The following is a 22,431-nucleotide window of genomic DNA, read 5'->3' as shown; positions in this document are numbered from 1 at the left end:
TATAGCATCTTTTTTATCTATCTTCTTTGTTTGTATATTCCCGCTTTCCGCAGATGTCTTTTCAATTTTCATACTTTTTCTTGCTATAGTTTATCTCTGAAAACTGCCCTGGTAAGTCTAAAATGTGTTTTTGAAATGTTCCACACTTCTCGGCCCTGTGCCTTTCGGTGAAAGTTTCCAACTTCTATTTTCCGAAGATTCAGTTGAGATAATAATTGTGAATTTTTGAGCAATTATCCAAAAACGATAGCGTAAAAAATGTTCTATTCGAGATGACATCTGCGGAAAGTCACCTACGTATCCGATTTGTAGTATTTTTCTCCGATGAGTTTAAGACTTTAATGGATTCCTCATCCAGGATTAATGCCTCTATCTTATTTCCTTCAATTTTATTTCCTTCAATTTAAATCATTAACTCTATGACTCTCCTGACAGAAGAAGCACATCAAATATACCGGCAATAAGACCATAGCAGCCAAGATGATTAATGGATTCAGAGCTAAGAGAGCATTCATTATAACTTCAGTAATGAGATAGTTAGCATATTAGCCAGATGGAAGTTTTTGATTGATGTTACCCAGACTTTAGCGGGTTGAGTTTCACTACAATGGTGAGGCTCAATCAACAATAAAATTCAAAATTTGGGGAAAAAATCTAGCGTACACCGAATAATTAATTTGATTTTCTGGACTGCCCGATAACATAGCTGCCTAAAGGTAGACGATTCAAAAGGCATACACTGGTGTAACTTAGCCCGGTAACCATGATGGTATATAAAGGATAAAAAATGAAAGATTTAGGGGTTACACCAAATACATTCAGTAGAGCAAGTATACAATATAAAAAAACACCATGGATCAAGTATATTCCAAAAGAGTATTCTCCAAATCGATGAATGGTAACAGAATAAACAGTATTTTGCCGGGTTAATTTTCTAGCAATGGTAATAAGGATCAAACAAATTGATGAGTAATATATAGGACTAATAAAGATCAATATTAAGGAAGAGTAGGGATGCGTTTCATTAAGAGATCCATAGTATATCTCGAAAGTCAAATAAGAGCTGACAACAGTTAAAATTATAATAATAGATAACACGACTATGTTTATTTTGTATTTTGAAATCATGCTCATTATGGCTTCAAAATGTTGAGAAAAGTAAATTCCCGCTATAAAATAGAAGGTATAAGACGGCAAATAAATATAATTTATAAATTGAAGGTTCAAAGACGCCCTATTATTTAAGTCAAGAATATAGATTTCCCAGATTACCTGGGTAAAATAGGCGATGAGCATTAACAACATGATACTATTTTTTTGAGAATATTTAGTATAGACTTTTATGATGAAGGGATACAAAAGATAAAATTGGATAATTAATATAATAAACCACAAGTGAAAACAGCTACTCCCGGTTAATAATTTGAATAGAATAATACCTATAGAAAGTCTTTCAGAAACACCACTTACCGAAGGCAATCCCAGCAAACTTGCATATAAAGTGTGAAACTCTTTCATTATGAGATAAACAAATGAAAAAATCAGATATTGAGGTACTATAGATTTCATTCTTTTTTTGACAAAATTTATTTTATGAATATTTTCACGGTATTTGAGGCTTAAAACAAACCCGGATATGAAAATAAACATCGGAACAGCAAAGTGAGAAAAGACACCTATTACCAGGTTAATAATAACAGTTAGATTTGGAGTAGAAACTTTACTGAAATAACCTGATGTATGAATTGCAATAACTGCAAGAATGGAAAATCCTCTTAAGTAAACAATTTCTTCTATATGAGTCAGTTTATCATTTAATGATGACATGGTACATCCTCATTTAATGATGGCATGGTACATCCTTCCACACTCCTTTTTGTTTTTTCTCAATAACTAATCGAAAAACTTCCAAAATCAAATTTTTATCTCACCAACAGCACCCTTTCGTGGGGCTGAGTCGCTGGGAAGATCTGATGAAACAGCATCATTCGATTTATTCTGATGGAGATGGGAGTCATCCTTTTGTGTATGGTTTTCAGCAGCTGCCCCCCAAGGCCCAACATCAAGCTTTTTTATGACTCGAGCCGGAAAGCCAAGAGCAAGACTATTTGGAGAGATATCGCGACTAACTACAGATCCGATTCCTATAATGGAATTTTCTCCAATTTCGACCCCCTGAGTGATTATACAGCCCGGATTAATAGAAACCCCATTTCCTATATTTATGGGAGCTGTGCTTCTTGGATAAGCATCTCTTGTGGTTAAACTGCCTCTTGTGTGGGCAGATAGTATACACCGGTCACCAATTTCAGCATAATCCCCTATTGTAATTAATTCAGGGTGAATCCTGTCAAAAATAACATCATAACCTATGTATACATTCTTCCCGACATTTACACCCCGCATCTTATGCAGTTTCGCTCTCCAGGAAGGAACAGGAAAACTTGATGCAAGCCGCTCCAAAAACCAATTTTTAAGAAATTTTATTCCAAAAAGGACTTTATTGCTATTATAATAATCAGCCACTTCATTATAAGTAACCCTATCTCTGTTAGATATCACAGTAGTGCCCCCATCTTGCCGTAAAAATCCCAACTCACTTACCATTACTCTTCTAGCAATAAATACCTATTTCCTGTGCCCAACCAAAATTAATAGTGGACGATATTAAAACAAACGATGGTTTTGAAACAAACATTTTTACCGGTTTTTACTCCTGCTGGCAATCTTTACAAGCAATGATTTTTTGATTTCTACCGCATCATTCGGGCACAACTCGCGGCAACAATAGCACAGGATGCATTTTTCGTCGTCTATACTAAGTACCCCATCCACTTCTTCGATGGCATTTGCCGAACAGTTCAAAACGCATGCTTTACAAAGCGCACAACTTGAAGTGTTGATAAATGGCTTTACAGTAAAATGCCTTCTAAGCACCCTTCGAAGGAATGGCGGTATGATGGCAGTGACCCCTCCGGCTGGTTTTTTGAACCTGACCTGTACCTCCTCCAATGGTGTTCCTACAAGTTCAGGATGCCCGGTGCCGAGTCCCCTTGCAAGTGCAGCCCGGTTTGTCGGGATCTTCAATGGGTCGAACCCTATGAGTTCCGATGCCACCACATCCAGTGCTACACAGTCATAACTTGCCATAATTACTCCTGCATATGCCGGGGTACCCCTGGAAGGGCCGTCCCCCTCCATCCCCACCACACCATCCATGACTGCAAGATGAGGTTTGATAAAAGAATATATATCTACAACCGCTTCCCCAAAAAGGTCGCGGTCTTCCAGGAAATGCGCTTGTTTGCGGTTTTTTCGAGGCACAGTGCCAAAAAAGTTTTTGACCGCTCCTGTGTAAAGTGTAAGCTCATGGGTCTTGAGTTTTGGAAGTGAGATAATTACGTCAGCCTCAAGTACGGCCTTCGAAATGTACAGACGCGAAAACTGCCTGGCATCGGGAATATCAACCTCGACAAAACCTGATTGCTCGAAATTGATGAGCTCAGCCCCGCAACCGGAAGCTGCATCTTCGATTCCTGATACCCTGAATGCTTCTGCGGTGGCAGTGGAATCAGGCCTTGTAACTCCGGAGCCATCCCCTATAACCGGGATACCCCCAAGCTCTGAGACCAGTTCACACATCGCAGATACCACTGCCGGGTGGGTGGTGACGGCATCTTCCGGAGGCCTGATGGCAAGTACATTAGGTTTGAGCAGTACGCGGGAACCCTGAGCTATAACCTTATCAAGGCCACCGATAAGTTCAATTGCTTCTTCGATTGAACCTCTTACGTTTGAATAATCGCAGCAGCGAACGATGGAAACTCTGGAGTTCATGGTCACACATCGGATTAAAATTTTGAACCATTTTATAAACCCGTTTCAGAACCCATTTTTTGAATCCCTTTTCATGGAATTTTTTATGGATTTTTTTTCAATTCTGCACCACTTCATGAAAGGATGCAAAATCTATGACAGTACGATGTAGATAACAATCACATCATACGGCAACCATCCACCACAATGACCTCACCACTGACATAACTCCCAAGGTCCGAACCCAAAAACAATGCTACCTTTGCGACATCTTCGGGCTTACCAATCCGTCCAAGGGCGATATTGGCTATGATTTTTTCTCGAATTTCGGGTTTGAGGCCTTTGATCAGGTCAGTCTCAACAAAACCGGGGGCAATAGCATTGACTGTGATCCCATATCTGCCCAGTTCCTGTGCAGCAGATTTTGTAAATCCAACAACACCTGCCTTGCTGGCAGAATATACAGTCTGCCCGGCATTTCCGTTGAGCCCTATGGTGGACGATAGATTAATGATTCTTCCGGACCCCTGCTTCCTCATAATATTCGATGCGTACCTGGTACACAGAAACGTCCCCTTCAGGTTGGTCTCTATGGTACGGTCAAAAAGTTCCGTATTGCTCAGCATCAGAAGGTTATTTTGCATGATTCCTGCATTGTTTACCAGCACATCGAGCCTGGAATGTATCTCCGTAAGAGACCGGAACATTTCTCTGACATCGTCTTCGGATGAGACATTTGCCCTGATCATTGAAGCATGAAGCCCTTTTCCACAAATAAGCTCCAACAGTTCAACTGCCTGCTCCTGACTCTTGTTGTAGTTTATGATCACATGTGCATGGTTCTCTGCTGCCAGCAAGGCTATAGCTCTTCCGATTCCCCGGCTTGCTCCTGTGACCAGTACAACTTTGCCTGTAAGCATTTTCCGCCCTCTGGCTCACCTCTCGAGAACATACTGCAACTTACTATTGCAACTTACTTCCCCACATAGCAGATCGGTGGGACTGCCCGCACATATTCGGTGGTATCTTTTATTCTATCAATATGTCTTTGAGCCTTGAGTATGGTCTCTCTGGACAGTTCGGTGTTCTTTTCAATAACCTCTACAGGTAGTTCATGTTCCCAGGCATACAGTAATTGGTCCATGATATGAATGGGCATGCGCCAGTAGAAGTCCTGGTCAGAGGTGTAATGGCTCCAGGTGTCAGCACTTGGAGGCCGCTGTATAATCGCTTCGTTGACATTGAGATATTTTGCCAGAGCATAAACCTGGGTCTTATAGCAATCCGCCAGGGGTTCAATATCAACGCCCCCGTCTCCGTATTTCACAAACTGGCCCAGGACCATTTCGGTCTTGTTGGTTGTTCCGCAAACGGCGTAGTTCATCTTCTCAGCATACATATACTGGACAATCATTCTGGACCGCTGCTTGACATTCTGCAACCCGATCAGTTCCAGATAATCTTTTGCCTTCAACCTGTACTTTGCAACTTCTTCGCCGTCCTTTATCAACTTTATATACGGAACGTTTAACAGTCCCTGATTCAGGAAATCGGGCAGTACCAGCGATGTTTTGTGTATCCCGGAGTCATATTCCGGACAGGTTCTCTTTATGATCTGTTCTTTCTTATCATAGATATCAAGTGATTTCAATATTGGAGAGATCGAAACCTCTTCATACGCCACTCCGAGGCTTTCACAAACCTCTGCCCCCAGGGTTTTGCTGGAAGGAGCCGATTCTTTTTCAGGAAGGAGCAAGCCGTACACATTGTCTTTCCCCAGTTCCCGTACGCAAAGAGTAAGGGCTACAGCTGAATCAATGCCTCCTGAAACCCCCATAACTACTCCTTTTTTCTTAAAACCCGAAACCTGGTCTTTGATAAATCCTCTGAGCCTTAAGGATAGATTTTCAATGTCTCCATTCAGTTTATCCACTATCTGCACATTCAGTTCATCCATTATTTGCATTATTTTCCCCCCTACAACGACTAGAAAATAAGATTATAGCAATAACATGTTTGAGTCCCCAACCTGTAATTTAAGTTTATTTGCAGCTTCCTCTATCAGCGGCTGTGAAAGCTCATGATGAAGTTTTTCCAGTCCTTCCTCCCTGGACATATCCCCACTTCGGACAAGTCCTGCTATGTCAAAGGCATATGGATGGAACCCGTATTTTTCCAGATGATTATAACAGGCAAAGGAGTTCAATGTACAGTTGGTTGAATTGCTGTCATTGATATCCGGAGGGTTCCATCCTATCTCTACAAGGGTCTTCAGGATTGCATCTTCGTTATAATCCCACAGGCATAGTGGATGCAGGATGCTTGGGGCATCTTTGCCCATGTTCCCAATAACTGAATTTTTAATGAGGAAACGCTCATCCCTGTCATCTATGCCCATATTTTGAAGTTGCTTCTCAAAAAGGTTCCTTGATAACTGTATAAATTTAGAGGTCAAATTGATTATGGGATGAGGGGCCTGCCCGGCCGTAAAGGCAAACATAATGAAAGGCGCGTTCTGAACGATGGCCTGTTCTATCAATTTCTGTTTGATTATACTGATGCAGGTGTTGCATATGTCACTTGCCCGGTATTTGGCAAACTTCGAGAACGCATCGCTGGATTCAGCAGCCTTTCGGAACGTATCGTACAGTATCTCCTTTTCCACAGCCAGTTTGAAATAGTCGGATCCTGTGATTTCACACATCTTCCTGGCATTTGCTATTGCATTATCGGATGTAAACCCATTATCGAACTGTACAGCCAGGACCTTCAGGAAGGGGTATTCATTTTTTAGTTTATAAAGAGTGTATGAAGAATCCTTCCCCCCGGAAAGTGCAAAAATAACGTCGTACTTGCTTCTTCCCCCACGTTCCTCAAAGAGTGTTTCCATCCTGGCCAGGCACTCATCCTTCTCCTGTGAGGAAAGGGGAGTATACGTCTCGCAGAAATGACAGAGCCCGCTGCCCTCATTGATAATTATTCCCGGAATGCTCGAATCCAGAACACATTTTTTACATACTACTTTTGACATTCTGGTATTCCTCCATAATAGATCGATTGGATATTTTCCCATTCTCTGTCAGGGGAAGATTGTCGATGAAAAGTATCTCCGTAGGATACAGGTAACCGGGAAGGTTCTTCCTGCAAAACGAAAACAGAGTATCGATTTCCGTCCCTGCTGTCGGTATGACCATAAGGCTGATTGCAGTCCCCAGGAGCTCGTGGGAAACAGGTACAACAAAAACCCTGGAGACATCATTGTTGTTCTCGATAAGTTTTTCAACTTCTCTTGGATTTACACGATGGTCCCCTATTTTTATAAGGTCGTCCTTGCGGCCCAATAGTCTGAAATAACCATTGGGCAATTTTTGTGCAAGGTCCCCCGTATGCATCCACCCATCGATTATTTTTTTCTCAGTGGTGATTGCATCATCCAGGTAACCTAATAGGATATTTTCGCCCCTGGCAACCAGTTCACCTGTGATGTTCGGTTCTACTGACCTGTTGTCATCCCCGAATACTTCCAGCATGACCCCGGGAATCGGTCTACCTATTGTGTCAACGAACTCATCAACGTCCTCCGGCGGCAGGTATGCCAGCCTTGCCGTGGCTTCGGTCTGACCGTACATTGGCAGGATCTCGATGTTAGAGCATAAATCCCTCATATTTTTGACTGTTGCCAGATCCATACCCCCACCTGCAGATGCAGCAGTCCTGACATTCCCAAACGCCACTCTGAACCTCTCAGGATACCGGAGGAGTATACGATAAGTACTGGGCACTCCATAGAATATGGATACTCCTGATTCTATCAGGCTGAAAGTAGATTCCATAAAATTCATGGTCCCTATTCCGATGGATCCGCCAGCCATCAGGTGGGAATCGATAATGGAATTCCCAAAAGCATGATGTGGGGATATTACCAGTGCTGCTTTATCATTAGATTTTATACCAAGTACATTTATTATCGATTCTGCATTTGATACCAGGTTTCTGTCACTTAACATGACCCCTTTAGGAGTGCCTGTCGTACCTGATGTATACAGCACCAGCCTCAATTCGGGATTATTTGTTTCTGTTGCGATCCTTTTACGCCGGGTCTCTACGGAAGTATCATTTGAAAAAACGAGCACAGTTCCAAAACGCTCAAAAAAATCCTCCCCAAACCTTGAATACTGTGTTTCTGTTGCAATTATGTTGTTGATATGAGCAGTATCAAGGATCCTTTCCAGACTGAACTTCGGCATTTCAATTGGCAGAGGTATCGCAATGTTGTCCGAACGGTATACCGCCATTAGCATCTTAATATATTGTATGCCGGACTCTGCCAGTATTGCAAATCTGCAATGTCCAAAATCCATAAGTGAAGAAGCAATGGTGTTTATATCCTCATCAAGACACCTGTAGGAGATGGATTTTTTCCCCTCTTCCAGAGCAATTTGAGGAGGAGTTTTTCTGGCGTATTCTGCGATATAGGCATCAATCCTCATAATTTTCACTTCGTCAGTTTAACTATAAGGTCATTGATCCCCTGCAACGAGTCAAAATTTTCCGGCGTCAACATGTCTTCAGGAATTTCTATAGAATACTTTTCACAGATATGGTCCATCAATTCAAGCAGCCCGATCGAATCCATGATGCCGTTCTGTGTCAGTGAGTCGCTGGAATTTAAACTGGATTCCCTGTCAATAAAAGAGTTGTCCTTCAGATAATCAAGTATATCATTCATTATCTGTCCCATGTAACCTTAACCCCCTGCTTTATTTAGCGGACCAATGAGCCCCCGGGATCAATGATCGCAGTGGACCAATGACCACAGTAGACCAATGGTCGCGATTAATAAACACCTTTACGGTAAGAATATCCCCATTATTATTTACGTATAATCGATTATTTATATTGTTCCCTGCTTCATTTTACAACCGTCCCTACCAAAACTTATGAATTAAAAACCGGAAGGATAAAACAAGCTACGGCGAGACTTTTCCATATAAACTCATACCCCCTGTTCCACCCGATCATGAATAAATCGGGCTTTAATAACTTTAAATGTTGAAAAACCGCACTCCATTGCACTTAAATTTGTATCTATAGATTAATGCCTATTTCATGTATTAAATTCCCACTCTTTTTTGCTTAATTTTTTGCCTGTAAGGAAAGGCTTGTATAGTTAGAGATAAGCATGTAACATAAGGTACCAAAAAATAAATAGATATTGAAATAAAATTTCTGAAATAATTTTTGGAATAATGTTTCTTGAAAAGTTCAAAAAAATAGATCTTAATTTTTTATGATGATACAAAATTGAAAAAATTGTTCTTTACAGGAATTATCTTTACAGGATTTATCTTTACAGGAAGGAAATTTTCTGAAGCCGGCAGATCTTGAGCGTATACCGATTAGAATCAGTAATTATAGCAAGAATATATATATTGTTTATAATATAACTTGAACTGCAGACATTGCTAAAATCCATTTCTTTATTGAAATTGGAAAAAATACTTTTATTCGAAAACTTACAATACGCTTCTTTCAGGGTCCACGTCGTTAAAAGGTCGAGATTGCTTCCGGACTTATCGGCATCTAAAGGTTTTGTATACAGATATTTTGAAATGTTTGAAAGAGACAGCATTCTTTTAAGCTCCATATCAACCCCGACCTCAACCTTTGATATTGCAAGCGCGACAATATTTCCAGTATATGAGATGCATATGTGCAATTCTTCATGGCCACGCACATGGACTTTTCCATATTCGTCCTTATACGTAACTATATCGGAGACGGACCGTTCATTAAGGAGGCGGCACAGAATACATTTCAGGACCAGTCTGGATGCAGTATACCTTTTCTTGAAATGCCTGGTTTGTAACCTCTCCAGATATTCCTTTTCGATGCCGTCAAGGTGTTCCGTACTCAGTGTGTTGTAGCTATCCAGATCAATCAGAAAGATAAGAACATCATTTTGCTCCCATAAGTGGGGCACATGTTCCAGAGAAGTGGTGGATGGTATCTTTATTTTGGTTTGCATGCCAGTTCACGAGCTGTCTACTACAATAATCCTGATATAAGAGAAATAAAGGTATGAATCCATAGTTTTCAAATACTTGAAGAGAGCAATCAAAGGGCTCGCCTGTGCCGGAGGTAATTTCCAAGTATAAATGCCGCTATGATGAAACCAATAAATTCGGTGATGAAACAGGGGCAAAGAGACGGAACATACCCGATTCGGAACATTTTAATGAAGTAATCAAACACGTTGCCTGTATAAGAGCCAACGGGAAACTCCCAGCCAAAAACCGGCCAGAAAAAAACATGAGGTGTTGCCCACATTCGGTCTTCAAGCAGGTGAAGAAAACAAGCTCCAGACACCAGAAACACACGTATATCTTTGCTCTTCCCGTATTGATAATAACCCAGCAAAGCAATAAAAAAACAAAATGCAAGCGTATGCCCCAGAAGACGGCCATTTGCAATGCTCTCGGCAAAGATCACCCTGCCTATTGGTTTATCAAGAAGGTCGGGCAGCAGTGCTCCAAGAGCTATGTAGAAGTAAGCAAACCTGCCTCTGAGAGATGGAACGATTCGTTCAAGTAAGATGAATATCCCAACTGTTACCCCAATATGACCGAAAATTAACATTATAAACCCATCTAATTTATCCCTGAATAAATCATTATTTAAGCAAATTTATCTTAATTTTAACAGGACCTAACAGCAGAAAGAAGTGGCTATTTATGCCTGTGTATTGAGAATTTAAGGATATAACTCAAAAATTGCCCCCCAAAAGAACTGTATACCCCGAACTTGTACATCAATTTAATAAGAAGTAATAGTTAAAAAAGAGTAAATAGTTTTGGGATTCGAGTTTCTAAGAACTGTTTCTGAAAAAGTTACGACGACCGGGTATAACTGGCATTCATGAAAAATACCTTTGAAAACTTAAACTCCCTGAACGTTGGTTTTGGACCCACGGGGTATACTGCTGCGACGAGAAAGCTTCATGTGCCGCATCCTCAGAAGCATGGACGTTGTTCCGGAATCCAGCCCGTAGACAGACTATTTTTGGAAGATTATTTTTGAGATCAATTATCTTCAAATATTTCAGTGGCCCTTGAACCTCAGAGACACAGGTTTTCCGGAGGTATTTTTTGTAGATCCTATAATAAATAGACCATATAGCAATGGACTGCCGTAATTTTGCACTTCCGGTTAATTAAAAAGTTCGGAGTATTCTGTTCTCAGGGAATTCTTCACGCCTTTCTATACTCCAATATAAATAATCCAAAAAAAGTAATCCTAAAATATATAAACGATAAGGATATAGGGTATTCGATTCTCACTGCCCTGAAAGGCGTGTCGCATACCTTTATAGCTTAGAATCAAATAGTAATGTGTAATATAATCCAGAATCAATAATAATTCAAATTATCATTAACTGAGGTGTCAGAAACTGCAAACAACGGAAGAAAGGGTAAGAGCGAGATTGATTAAGTATCTCGGCAGGGACGAGAGCGGGATACGCAAGGTTGTGCTCAATCTCTTCCTGACCGGAGGCAAGTTCACCACCGGTGAAGTTTATGAGTTCCTCGACAGAGGAAACTTCGAAGTAAGCTACCGGGGAGTGTCAGCCATGGTCGGGCTAATGAACACGAGGTTAGGTATCCTGAGCATAAATGTTACAGGAGACCACAACGTCTATTCCCTGAAAGACAACTACAAAACAGTCGTCGGCGCCGTGCTTGAAAACTACTGAGCCGCAAGTTGCGAAGTTACTTTCAATCCTGTTTTTGTGATGACTTTTTGAAGCCCTGTTTTGTCCTGCAAAGACGCCAGCGAAACAGGGGCAAAACTTCAGGTGCTGGGCATCCCCGGCCTCTTAGAGATGAAGGCCGAAATGATAGAAAGGCTGCTGCCCTGAAAAATTAATTTGTGCCCTATTGAAAAGGGGTAATTTTTTAGTGCTTTTATTGCTTTATTTATTAAGATGGCATTATCGAGGTTTTTTCAGTAGAACCCGGAAGATCAAACATTTACAAGAAACGAACATTTACAAGAAATAACACTTACAAGAAATAACACTTACAAGAAATAACACTTAATAATATTGAATATGTTTTTGATAACATGAATACCAGATAGAATATATTTTCCTCAATTATAGATTCATTTAATAAAATTAGTTTTCCGAAGGTTTATCAACAAAAGAAAGATTAAATAATTTAAACAGAAAGACAATAAGCCCACAAAGGAGAAGAATATATAAAGATCATTAAGTCACTATGCATTAGAGTTACCATGCATTAGAGTCACCATGCACTAAAGTCGCTATGTATTCAGGGGGAAAGCACATAAAGAGCGTGAAAAAGGGATTATGGAACCCGGGAATCTTCAGGGCCGGGCTTCGTTTCATGAAAAAACGGATCTTCCGCTTATTTTATCGGGAATATGAGCGGAGGCTCGAAAAGGAAATCCAGAATTCAGAAATACCCTCCCACATCGCCGTGATCATGGACGGAAACCGCAGGTATGCGGGGCAACTGGGGAAAGCGCGCAGCTACGGGCACTCAATGGGAGCTGAGGTTACAGAGCAGGTTATCGAATGGTGCTATGAAATAGGAGTGAAGCAGCTAACTCTCTATGCCTTTTCCACCGAAAATTTCCACCGACCAGAAGAAGAGGTGGACGGGCTTTTCAAGCTCATAAACGAAAAGTTCCTGAAAATTTATTCAGACCCCAGGACTCACAAGAAAGAAATGCAGGTCAGGGTGATAGGGGACAGGTCAAAACTGCCCGTTTTCCTGAACGAGTCCATTGAAAAGATAGAGAAAGCCACCCAACATTATGGAAAATTTAACCTTAACGTGGCCATTGCATATGGAGGAAGACAGGACATTACCCAGGCAGTCAAGGAGATTGCATACTGTATTCAGGAAGGAAATCTCTCCCTTGAAGAAGTGGATGAAGACCTTATCTCAAGACACCTTTACCCGGCCCCCGGTGTATCGGTTCCTAACGTAGACCTTATCATCCGCACAGGAGGGGATGAGAGAGTTTCCAATTTCCTGCCCTGGCAGGCGAACGGGAGCGAGTGTGCAGCTTACTTTTGCGCTCCTTTCTGGCCAGAATTCAGAAAAATCGACATCCTCCGCTCAATAAGAGTCTACCAGGCCCGAAAAGCTGAAAAAAGGAAAGAGCATTCATACCGGTTCTCAAAAGTTGTGAATATGTTCAGAACTGGCAAATACGGGGAAAAACTAGAGGAGTTGGGAAAACTGCAGCCCTTGAAAAAGCAGGGCGTATCTTGAAAACTCCTGAGGGCACAGGTTAGCTGGAGAGAACATTCATATCCTTCAGGTCCCATAAATCCATAATAATATTGTAACAATAGAGTACCGAAAGAAATGAAGTATTGAAAAAATGAAGTATTGAAAGAAACAAAATTCCGAAAACGGGGGAAATTCGGAAATACGCGTGGGGAGCTCTTCACTGCAAAGAGTGTAAGGACGTTATGGACTTCCGGGGGGATTAATGGAATGAAGTACAGGGATTTTATCCGTTCCCTGATCGGACTGTTTTCAAAGATGCCACCCCTTCCCTTTGAAGAACATGCAGGAAAAGGGGTTCTTGCAGCCTGGAAACTGAAAGAAGGAGTGGAAGCGTACTGCGCCGGGAACATGGAACTCGTAGAGCTCAAAAGCTCCGAGGTTGACCTGCTGGAAACAGAAGCCGACGCTATAAAGCAGGAAATAAGGAAAAACCTCCCTTCATCCTTGCTACTGCCTGTGGATTCAAAAGACCTTCTGTTTTTTTTAAATCAACAGGACGAAATCCTGAACAAAGCCCAGAGTGCTGCATACTGGCTTACGCTAAGGCCCGATAATCTTCCCGAAGACATGAAAAGAGGTTTTCTAAGGCTTGCAACTGCCACCCTGGAGACCATCAGTGTCAATGAGAGGCTCCTGTCCGGTTTCTATGGATTTCTCAACAAGCCCGGAGGGCAGGATAATATAAGAGAGATCCTTACTCTCGTCCCACAGGTAGAAAAACTAGAACATGAAGTGGATCTTATCGAAAGCGAGCTTTTGAAAAAAATCTTTGCAAACGAAAAGACTTTCGGAGGAGCAGGGATCTGCCACCTTACGATTCTTGTTGATAAAATAGGGGATGTTGCCGACAGGGCAGCTGCCGCTGCAGATACCCTCAGGACCATGCTGCTCCGGCGCTGAAAAAATCCGAAGGAAGAAACCCAAAAAACGGCTCCCGGAAATACCGATATATTGATATTCAGGGGGAGACTATCTAAAATGGGGAATTTTAAATACACCTGATTTTTCAGCTTAAAGGGTCATTGGAACAGGAGATTTGTTGTTAGGGGAATTTGTTGTTAGGGGAATTTGTTGTTAGGGGAATTTGCTATCCATCAAAATTTGAGCAGGATGAGACAATCAACCGGATAGACAAACTTGATGAATTGACAGGATACTGGTAGATCAGCCGTTGAAGTATGGGGTAGTTGGAATGGACGTTAATTTTGAACAGTGGAATCCCCATTCCTGCAGGGCCTGCCTTATGGGGATCAGGGGATCGGAGGATACTGCACCTGTAAATCCGGAACAGGGTAACTCCTATGGGAAAAAAAAGTTCGAAAATGTTGATTATCTGACAATGGGGCTTTTGGAGAGGGTAAAGAACATGCTGAAGGGCGGAGATGCCTGTGCCCGGAACGAGAAAGAAGCCGGAGAATCACCAGACTCCCGGGCTTGCAGTGTTGAAGGGATTGAGATCCTGAGGGAAAAAACTCCGGGTTTTGTGATGATTTCGGCCCCGGAACTGAAGACAGCCCTGGGTTCCGGGAACCCTCCCCTGATTCTGGATGTGAGAGAAGCAAAGGAACTTTCCGGAAACCTCGGGCATCTGGAAAATTCTATTAACATTCCGGTTTCAAACCTGGAAAGCAGGCTTTCGGAACTTGATGGAATTAAAAATAGGGAAATCGTTGCTGTTTGCCGTTCGGGCGTAAGGGCTGCAAGCGCTGCCCGGACCCTGACCCGAGCAGGTTTTGAGAAGGTAAAAGTCCTGAAAGGCGGGATGCTAGCCTGGAAAGAACTGAAGACCTGAAGGAATAGCCGGAGGGATCAAACTGGAAAAAGAAAAGATACAACCAAACCGCCTGATCAATGAAAAAAGCCCCTATCTCCTGCAGCATGCATACAACCCTGTGGACTGGTATCCCTGGGGAGAAGAAGCCTTTGAAAAAGCAAGAAAGGAAAACAAGCCAATTTTCCTTTCCATTGGCTATTCCACCTGCCATTGGTGCCATGTAATGGCGCATGAATCTTTTGAGGACCATGAAGTTGCAAAGCTCATGAACAGGGCTTTTGTTTCCATAAAAGTGGACAGGGAAGAGCGGCCTGACATTGACAACATTTACATGACGGTCTGCCAGATCATCCTGGGGAGAGGAGGCTGGCCCCTTAACATTATTATGACCCCGGACAAAAAACCTTTTTTCGCAGGCACCTATATCCCGAAAAAAACCAGGTTCAGCCAGACCGGGATGCTGGAACTGGTACCCAGGATACAGGAAATATGGGAGAGGCAGCATGAAGAGGTGCTCGACTCAGCAGAAAAGATCACGGCAACCATCCAGAACATGGTCACAGAGTCCGCAGGAGAAGGATTGGGAGAGGCAGTTCTGCAGGAGGCCTATGAAGAACTCCTTGATTCATTTGACAGGAACTACGGAGGTTTTGAACGCGCCCCCAAGTTCCCGGCTCCCCATAAACTCTTCTTTTTGCTCCGATACTGGCGGCGCAGCGGGAACCCGGAAGCCCTCCATATGGTGGAACACACCCTGGATTACATGCAGAGAGGTGGAATCCACGACCACCTGGGCTCGGGCTTTCACCGCTACTCCACAGACGACATGTGGGTAGTCCCCCATTTTGAAAAGATGCTCTACGACCAGGCCCTTCTTGCAAGTGCATATTCGGAAGCCTACCAGGCGACCGGAAATGAACTGTACAGAGAAACAGCCAGAGGGGTCCTCGATTATGTGCTAAGGGACCTGACCTCTCCTGAAGGCGGGTTTTACTGCGGAGAAGATGCGGATGTGGAGGGGGAAGAAGGCAGGTATTACCTCTGGACCTTAGAAGAAGTGCAGAGCACCCTGGACCCCGAAGAAGCCGACCTGATAATAAAAATGTTCAACCTCAAGGAAGAAGGCAATTTTGAAGAGGAAATCAGGGGAAAGAAAACGGGAGCCAACATCCTTTACATGGCCCGTTCCCCCGGTGGGCTTTCAGCCAAACTCAACGTCCCTCCTCAGGAAATCGAAGACAGGGTAAAACTTGCCAGAGAAAAACTCCACGAAGCCCGGAAAAAGCGTAAAAGGCCTTCCAGAGACGACAAAATCCTTACAGACTGGAACGGCCTCATGATCGCAGCCCTTGCAAAAGGATTCCGGACTTTCGGAGAGGAAAGATACCTGAAAGCTGCCGAAAAAGCCGCGGATTTCATCCTGAAGACCCTGTACAGTCCCCAAAAAAGGCTGCTTCACAGGTACAGGGACGGAGTTGCGGGTATTGCCGGGACTGCAGACGATTATGCTTTCCTGGTCCACGGGCTCCTTGAACTCTATGAAGCCGGGTTCGAACTTCGCTACCTGAAAGCAGCTATCTCTCTTAACCGGGAACTTCTTGAGCATTTCTGGGACACAACCCAGGGTGGGCTTTTCTTCACCGCCGACGACAGCGAAGCCCTGATCTTCAAGAAAAAAGAATTTACGGACGCAGCTATACCCTCCGGCAATTCCATAGAAATGCTCAATCTCCTGCGCCTTTCCCGTATTACAGCCGACACTGACCTTGAAGAAACGGCCGAAAGGCTGGAACTCGCCTTTTCAAAACTTGTACAAAAAATACCTTCAGGCTACACCCAGTTCCTTTCGGCCCTGGACTTCAGGACAGGCCCTGCATATGAAGTGGTCATTGCCGGGAAGCCCGGAGATCCGGATACAAAACATATGCTGGAAGAGCTCCGGACTTACTTCATCCCGAACAAGGTCCTGATATTCAGGCAGGAAGGAGAAGAAGGAGAAGCACTCGACATCACAGAACTGGCACCGTATACGAAAATGCAGGTGCCCATCCAGGGAAAAGCCACAGCATACGTATGCAAAAGCCACGAATGCCAGCGCCCCACCACCGAGATCAGGGAAATGCTGAAAATGCTAAATGTATGACACTGAAAATGCAGAATTAATGGAGCCAGGCAATAATGGGCGTAACCAAACGAACTGATTCTACTAACTGGTTCACTAAAACAAGTTCACTAAAACAAGTTCACTAAAACAAGTTCACTAAAACAAGTTCACTAAAACAAGTTCACTAAAACAAGTTCACTAAAACAAGTTCACTAAAACAAGTTCACTAAAACAAGTTCACTAAAACAAAGGGGTATGGAAATGAAAGAATACACAGCTGAAGAACTTGCTGCATACAATGGAAAAGATGGGACAAAGATGTATGTTGCCTACAAAGGCAAAGTTTACGATATATCGGACAGCTACCTCTGGGAAGATGGTGCCCATCAGGGGCTTCACGATGCCGGACAGGACCTTTCTGAGGTTATGGACGATGAAGCCCCACACGGCCCGGAAGTCTTTGAAAATTATCCGATTGTGGGGACCCTGAAGGAATGATTCGTTATCATGAAAAATTAAAGGAAAAGTACAGGAAAAGTACAGGAAAAGTACAGGAAAAGTACAGGAAAAGTACAGGAAAAGTACAGGAAAAGTACAGGAAAAGTACAGAAAAGTACAGGAAAGCTTGCAGAAAATCTATAACATGAAGGAATGGTTAGCATGAAAGATGAAATTGCATCCCTTCTTTCCCACGAACTGGAAGAGCAGGAAGGAAAAGCTCCTGTGGAAAGCATCGGGCTGGATAAAGTGGAGCTGCTCGGGAAGCTGAGAAAGCTTTTTGAAACCCAGCCCCTTGCAGTGCTGGCAACACAGAGTGAAACGGCCCCCTACGTGAGCCTTGTAGCCTTTGCCTCGGACGAGAAGCTGAAATATATCCTCTTTTCAACCACGAAAGCCACCCGGAAATACGAAAACCTCTCGGCAAACCCGGTAGTTTCCCTGCTTATTGACAACCGGAAAAATACAATCGAGGACTTTCGGGATGCCGTAGCCGTAACGGCCATGGGAAAGATTGAGCCTGTAGAGGATTTCGAGCGCAAGATAATGGAAAACATCTACCTTATGAAACACCCGCACCTTGTGGACTTCCTGCACTCACCCACGAATGCGTTCCTGAAAATCCACGTTGAAAAATACATCGTTGTGACCCGCTTCCAGCACGTTGTGGAAGTTTCGGTCTAACTATTTTACGATTTCAGTTTTTTATTTTTGAGTAGGGGGGTCGGCTACGGGGAGGTTGCTCATTCCCATCGAGGAGCTCAGGGGAAATTCCGGAAAGCTGTGCGGGGGAAAAGCTTCGGCTCTGGGTTTCCTGCACCGAAACGGCATGATCGTGCCTCCGGGAACCTGCATTAGCACCACAGCCTATAACGAGTACGTGGACAGGACCGGGCTTAGGGGCAGAATCCTCCTTGAGATGAACCGCAAGCCCTTTGAGGAGATGCGCTGGGAAGAGCTCTGGGACCTTTCGGAAAAAATCAAGCTCATGTTTGCCCGGACCCCTCTCCCTCCGGAGATGGAAAAAGAACTTGAAGCGGAACTTTTCCGCCGCTTCGGGAAAAAGGCGGTTGCTGTCCGTTCCTCTGCCCCTGGAGAAGATACCGCAAAAACCTCTTTTGCCGGGGTGCATGCCTCATACGTGAACATCCGCGGGACTCCTGAAATCCTCCGGCACCTCCGCCTGGTCTGGGCTTCCCTCTGGTCGGACACGGCCCTCCTTTACAGAAAAGAGATGGGGCTTGACATTTTCAACAGCGCAATGGCTGTCCTGGTCCAGGAGACCGTGGAAGGAAGGAGCTCAGGCGTAGCCTTTGGGATGAGCCCCGAAAACAAATCAGAAGCCGTGGTAGAAGCCGTTTACGGCCTGAACAAAGGGCTTGTGGACGGCACCGTGGAACCTGACCGCTGGACCCTTTCCAGGGAGACAGGAGACATAAAAACCCACATGCCGGCAGAAAGGGAAAAAACTGTTGTAGCCGGGAATGAAAGCAGGGGAGAAGAAGGAACTGAACTGAAAAACCTGCCCGAGGCACTGAAAAAGAAACCGCCTCTTACCCCGGAAGAGGTCCTGGAAGTCTATTCACTTACCGGAAAAGCAGAGGCCCTTTTCGGAACTCCTCAGGACGTTGAGTGGACCTTCCGGGAATCAACCCTCTACACCCTGCAGTCTCGGCCGATCACCACGCTCCTGCAGGAGGACAGGGACGAAAAAAGGCGCTGGTACCTGAGCCTCAGGCGCAGCTTCGAAAACCTGAAAGAACTCAGGGCTGCCATTGAGGAAAAGTACATTCCTGCAATGCAGGCTGAAGCCCTTGACCTTGAAAAAGAAAACCTTTCCGCCACCTCTGACCCCGCCCTTGCGGAAGAAATCGAAAAAAGGGCTGAAATCTACCGGAAGTGGCACGATATCTACTGGGAAGAGTTCATCCCCTTTGCCCACGGGGCCCGCCTCTTCGGGAAAGTCTACAACGAAACCGTAAACCCAAAAGATCCCTACGAGTTTGCGGACCTCCTTTCCGGCACGGAGATGTTGAGCCTGGAGCGGAACCGGAAGCTTGAAGAGATGGCAGGGAGGCTCCGGGAAAAACCCGAACTCCTGAAGGGACTTTCAGCATTTAAAGAGAATAAAGATAAAGAAGAACCCGTTCAGGAAAACGAAACCGAACTTGAAAATGAAACCGAACTTGAAAATGAAACCGAACTTGAAAATGAAACCGAACTTGAAAATGAAACCGAACTTGAAAATGAAACCGAACTTGAAAATGAATTCCGAAAAGAACTTGAAGCCTTCATCTCCAGATACGGGGGAAGCTATTCTGAAAGCCCTGAAGCAAAGGAGGGCCTTTACAGGCTGCTCCTTGAAATGGCATCTCGCCCCCTGCTTCCTCCGGTTGCCGGGAAAAAAGACCCGGACCGGATCCGGCGCCTGAAAGAAAAATTCCTGTCCAGTTTCGAAGATGAAAAACAAAAGTTTGCAGCCGAACTGCTGGACCTGGCCAGGGCAAGCTACCGTCTGAGGGATGACGACAACATATACCTGGGAAAAATCGAGGCCGAACTTCAAAGGGCCTTCCTTGAAGGCAGAAAAAGACTGGAAAAAAGAGGCCTGAAAGAACCCGAAATCCCTCCGGCAAGGACATTCCGCGAACCGGCACTGGTAAAAGAGCTGACAAAAGCCCTCTGCAACCCCGCCTATCGCCCCGGACCTGAAAAACTCCCCCGAAAACCTCAAATTCCGGGAACAGCGGGAATAACGAAAGAAAATGTCAGGCCCAGGCAGCTCCTCGGCAACCCCTCAGGGCCCGGGACAGCCGAGGGGCATGCCCGGGTAATCCTGAAAGATTCCGACCTTTTCGACCTCAAGGCAGGAGAAGTCCTGATATGCGACGCTGTGGATCCTAACATGACCTTTGTCGTGCCCCTCTGCGCCGCAATCGTGGAGCGGAGAGGAGGGATGCTGATCCACGGGGCAATTATTGCAAGGGAATACGGAATCCCCTGCATAACCGGGGTCCCTGATGCAACAAAACTCATAAAAAACGGGGACTACCTGTCCGTGGACGGCTACCTTGGGATTGTGACGGTGCTTAAGAGACGGGACCTTTAAGAGAGGGGCAAATTACAAAAAAGGGAAAATGGAGAAGAACAGAGGAATTTTAAAAAGGGAAAATGAAGAAAATTGATAAGGAAACCGAAACAACCGGAATACCGTATTAAAACCGTTATTGCCCCCGCACGCAGTGCGGTTTTTCCCTGTAAACCCTGAAAAAAGAGGAAAAAAAGAAAAAAGCCATCCAGAAAAAACATATTTAAGCTTCAAAGTCCTGAACCCATTAATCATAGATTGCACCGTTTTTCATCCCCGCCAGAGTTCAGCAGCTGGTAGTTCACTATTCGACCTCTGAATGGAACTTTTAGAGAGTTACGCTTTGAAAGGACAGAAAAAGTCTGAGCTTTCACTTTTTTTATTAACTTTCAGGAAAAGGCCGGCCGACACAGCGCCCGGTGAGATTGCGGGGACCCGAAAAGCTGAAGGAGACAAATGCTGGCACGGCAATCCCCGGCAGCCAGTTCCTCCAGAGCCGGCATTAAGTATAACTGCGATAAGTCCCATTTCCCTCTCCATGCTCATAGGACTTACAGGCACTCCCGGCACAGGGAAAACTTCAGTCAGCAGGCTCCTGGAAAAACACAGGGGCTGGAAAGTAATCTACCTCAATGACCTGATCAAACAGGAACACCTCTACTCGGAAGTCGATGAAGAAAGAGACGCAGTCGTAGCTGACATGGAACTTATCAGGGAGCGCCTTTCCGGGATTCTCGAAGGAGAAAATGGGCAGGATACCGGAAAAGAAACTGGAGAAGAAGCCGGAAAAGAAACCGGAAATGGAAATGAAAAGGAAAATATCACCATCATCGAAAGCCACCTTGCCCACTACATAACGGACATTGTAATCGTGCTCAGGGCCTACCCTCCCGAGCTGCAAAAAAGGCTTGAGAAGCGCGGGTATTCCGAAGAAAAGGTAAACGAAAACGCAGAAGCCGAGGCAATTGACGTGATCCTGGCAGAAGCCTTCGAATGGTGCGAAAAGGTTTTTGAAGTAAACACCACAGGCAGGGCAGTGGAAGAGACCGCAGGGGACGTGGAAAAAATCATAGACCATCTCCTGAGCGGAAGAGAAGACGAACTGCAGGAATACAGCCCGGGCTCCCTTGACTGGATAGATTCGATACCCTGAAAAGCTGACCTTACAGAGAAAAGTATTGTTAAGGAAAGTATTGTTAAGGAAGAATTTCAAAGAGAAATATTACAAAGAAAAGTTGCTGTCGCTGGCAGAAACGTTCCGGAGGCGGCTTATCCCGTTAGTTTCCCGGATGACTTCAACTACGGGTTTCGGGACCAGGTGTTCCCACTTTTCTCCTGCGATCATCCGCCTCCGGATTTCGGTTCCGGAATACCTTTCCCGGACATAGAGAGGCGATTCTTTTACACAGAAACCGGCTTCCCGGAAGAGCTGGATGACAAGAGGATTATTCGAGTACACCACGTCAAAACGGGGGGTCCTGGAAGCGACGTGGTGGACCCAGATTGAGTTATATCTTACATCTTCGATCGGGACGACGTAATGGCGGATAGGGAGATTCTCAAGGGCGTTGTAGAGCATCAGCACCCTTTCCCCTGCAGTGAACGGGTCGGTGGCTTCGTGGCTTTTCTGGGCACTTCCGATGCCTATGACGAGTTCATCCACTTCTTCGGCAATCCGGGTTATTACGGCATGGTGCCCGAAATGATACGGCTGAAAACGTCCGATGTAAAAGGCTCGCATCATCCCGGATTCCACCTCGAATTTGTACTTTATTTATCTGATACTCGATTTATCTGATACTCGATTTATCTGATATAACTCTCG

General features: G+C 44.4%; 20 protein-coding genes. 9 read left to right on the top strand and 11 right to left on the bottom strand.

Going from position 1 to position 22,431, the window contains the following annotated elements; all coding sequences use genetic code 11:
* Window positions 1-672 precede the first annotated feature (672 nt).
* From FTO70_RS06105 to FTO70_RS06060, 10 genes are all read right to left on the bottom strand, one after another.
* Window positions 673-1,827 carry an acyltransferase gene (locus FTO70_RS06105; protein ID WP_255334852.1) on the bottom strand — a complete coding sequence of 385 codons (1,155 nt, stop codon included), beginning with the start codon at window positions 1,825-1,827 and terminating at the stop codon, window positions 673-675.
* Between the two features lie 87 nt (window positions 1,828-1,914).
* The gene (locus FTO70_RS06100) at window positions 1,915-2,607 is read right to left on the bottom strand and encodes an acyltransferase (RefSeq protein WP_255334851.1); all 693 of its coding nucleotides are present in this window, start codon (window positions 2,605-2,607) and stop codon (window positions 1,915-1,917) included.
* Between the two features lie 93 nt (window positions 2,608-2,700).
* Window positions 2,701-3,837 carry a DUF362 domain-containing protein gene (locus FTO70_RS06095; RefSeq protein ID WP_255334850.1) on the bottom strand — a complete coding sequence of 379 codons (1,137 nt, stop codon included), beginning with the start codon at window positions 3,835-3,837 and terminating at the stop codon, window positions 2,701-2,703.
* A 158-nt stretch (window positions 3,838-3,995) separates the two neighbouring features.
* Window positions 3,996-4,736 (bottom strand): 3-oxoacyl-ACP reductase family protein, encoded by a 741-nt coding sequence (locus FTO70_RS06090; RefSeq protein WP_255334849.1) that lies wholly within the window; start codon window positions 4,734-4,736, stop codon window positions 3,996-3,998.
* A 53-nt stretch (window positions 4,737-4,789) separates the two neighbouring features.
* Entirely contained in the window at window positions 4,790-5,782 is a 993-nt protein-coding gene (gene nadE / locus FTO70_RS06085; RefSeq protein WP_255334848.1) for an NAD(+) synthase, read from the bottom strand.
* A gap of 33 nt (window positions 5,783-5,815) precedes the next feature.
* Window positions 5,816-6,847, bottom strand: coding sequence for a hypothetical protein (locus tag FTO70_RS06080; protein WP_255334907.1), 1,032 nt, complete (start codon window positions 6,845-6,847; stop codon window positions 5,816-5,818).
* A complete protein-coding gene (locus tag FTO70_RS06075) occupies window positions 6,828-8,306 on the bottom strand; it encodes a class I adenylate-forming enzyme family protein (protein ID WP_255334847.1) in 1,479 nt (492 codons plus the stop codon). The genes FTO70_RS06080 and FTO70_RS06075 overlap by 20 nt, the downstream gene beginning before the upstream one ends.
* A gap of 5 nt (window positions 8,307-8,311) precedes the next feature.
* Window positions 8,312-8,557 carry a phosphopantetheine-binding protein gene (locus FTO70_RS06070; RefSeq protein WP_255334846.1) on the bottom strand — a complete coding sequence of 82 codons (246 nt, stop codon included), beginning with the start codon at window positions 8,555-8,557 and terminating at the stop codon, window positions 8,312-8,314.
* A 609-nt stretch (window positions 8,558-9,166) separates the two neighbouring features.
* Window positions 9,167-9,844 carry a 4'-phosphopantetheinyl transferase superfamily protein gene (locus FTO70_RS06065; RefSeq protein ID WP_255334845.1) on the bottom strand — a complete coding sequence of 226 codons (678 nt, stop codon included), beginning with the start codon at window positions 9,842-9,844 and terminating at the stop codon, window positions 9,167-9,169.
* An 89-nt stretch (window positions 9,845-9,933) separates the two neighbouring features.
* Window positions 9,934-10,455 carry a metal-dependent hydrolase gene (locus FTO70_RS06060; protein WP_255334844.1) on the bottom strand — a complete coding sequence of 174 codons (522 nt, stop codon included), beginning with the start codon at window positions 10,453-10,455 and terminating at the stop codon, window positions 9,934-9,936.
* An 844-nt stretch (window positions 10,456-11,299) separates the two neighbouring features.
* Between FTO70_RS06060 and FTO70_RS06055 the strand changes: the two genes are divergently transcribed.
* The 9 genes from FTO70_RS06055 (at window position 11,300) to FTO70_RS06015 (ending at window position 21,759) form a co-directional block, all read left to right on the top strand.
* Window positions 11,300-11,569 (top strand): DUF2551 domain-containing protein, encoded by a 270-nt coding sequence (locus FTO70_RS06055; RefSeq protein ID WP_255334843.1) that lies wholly within the window; start codon window positions 11,300-11,302, stop codon window positions 11,567-11,569.
* Between the two features lie 655 nt (window positions 11,570-12,224).
* A complete protein-coding gene (uppS, locus tag FTO70_RS06050) occupies window positions 12,225-13,121 on the top strand; it encodes a polyprenyl diphosphate synthase (protein ID WP_255334906.1) in 897 nt (298 codons plus the stop codon).
* A 228-nt stretch (window positions 13,122-13,349) separates the two neighbouring features.
* A complete protein-coding gene (locus FTO70_RS06045; RefSeq protein ID WP_255334842.1) occupies window positions 13,350-14,042 on the top strand; it encodes a TIGR00153 family protein in 693 nt (230 codons plus the stop codon).
* Between the two features lie 292 nt (window positions 14,043-14,334).
* Window positions 14,335-14,934, top strand: a complete 600-nt coding sequence (locus FTO70_RS06040) for a rhodanese-like domain-containing protein (RefSeq protein ID WP_255334841.1) — start codon at window positions 14,335-14,337, stop codon at window positions 14,932-14,934.
* Window positions 14,935-14,938: 4 nt separating this feature from the next.
* Entirely contained in the window at window positions 14,939-17,059 is a 2,121-nt protein-coding gene (locus tag FTO70_RS06035) for a thioredoxin domain-containing protein (RefSeq protein WP_369694340.1), read from the top strand.
* A gap of 222 nt (window positions 17,060-17,281) precedes the next feature.
* Window positions 17,282-17,518: a cytochrome b5 domain-containing protein gene (locus FTO70_RS06030; protein WP_255334840.1), complete on the top strand. Its 237-nt coding sequence runs from the start codon at window positions 17,282-17,284 to the stop codon at window positions 17,516-17,518.
* 162 nt (window positions 17,519-17,680) lie between these two features.
* Window positions 17,681-18,202: a pyridoxamine 5'-phosphate oxidase family protein gene (locus tag FTO70_RS06025; RefSeq protein WP_255334839.1), complete on the top strand. Its 522-nt coding sequence runs from the start codon at window positions 17,681-17,683 to the stop codon at window positions 18,200-18,202.
* 55 nt (window positions 18,203-18,257) lie between these two features.
* Complete coding sequence (locus FTO70_RS06020) at window positions 18,258-20,627, top strand: PEP/pyruvate-binding domain-containing protein (protein WP_255334838.1); 2,370 nt, start codon at window positions 18,258-18,260, stop codon at window positions 20,625-20,627.
* Window positions 20,628-21,144: 517 nt separating this feature from the next.
* The gene (locus FTO70_RS06015) at window positions 21,145-21,759 is read left to right on the top strand and encodes an adenylate kinase family protein (RefSeq protein WP_255334837.1); all 615 of its coding nucleotides are present in this window, start codon (window positions 21,145-21,147) and stop codon (window positions 21,757-21,759) included.
* A 69-nt stretch (window positions 21,760-21,828) separates the two neighbouring features.
* Here FTO70_RS06015 and FTO70_RS06010 read toward each other — a convergent pair whose 3' ends face one another.
* Window positions 21,829-22,350: a nicotinamide-nucleotide adenylyltransferase gene (locus tag FTO70_RS06010; protein WP_255334836.1), complete on the bottom strand. Its 522-nt coding sequence runs from the start codon at window positions 22,348-22,350 to the stop codon at window positions 21,829-21,831.
* Window positions 22,351-22,431: the final 81 nt, after the last annotated feature.

The sequence above is a fragment of the Methanosarcina sp. KYL-1 genome, from assembly GCF_024372725.1.
In the GTDB taxonomy this organism is placed as follows: Archaea; Halobacteriota; Methanosarcinia; order Methanosarcinales; family Methanosarcinaceae; genus Methanosarcina.
The sequence above is the reverse complement of the archived record's forward strand: the minus strand, read 5'-3'. Positions and strand labels throughout refer to the sequence as shown.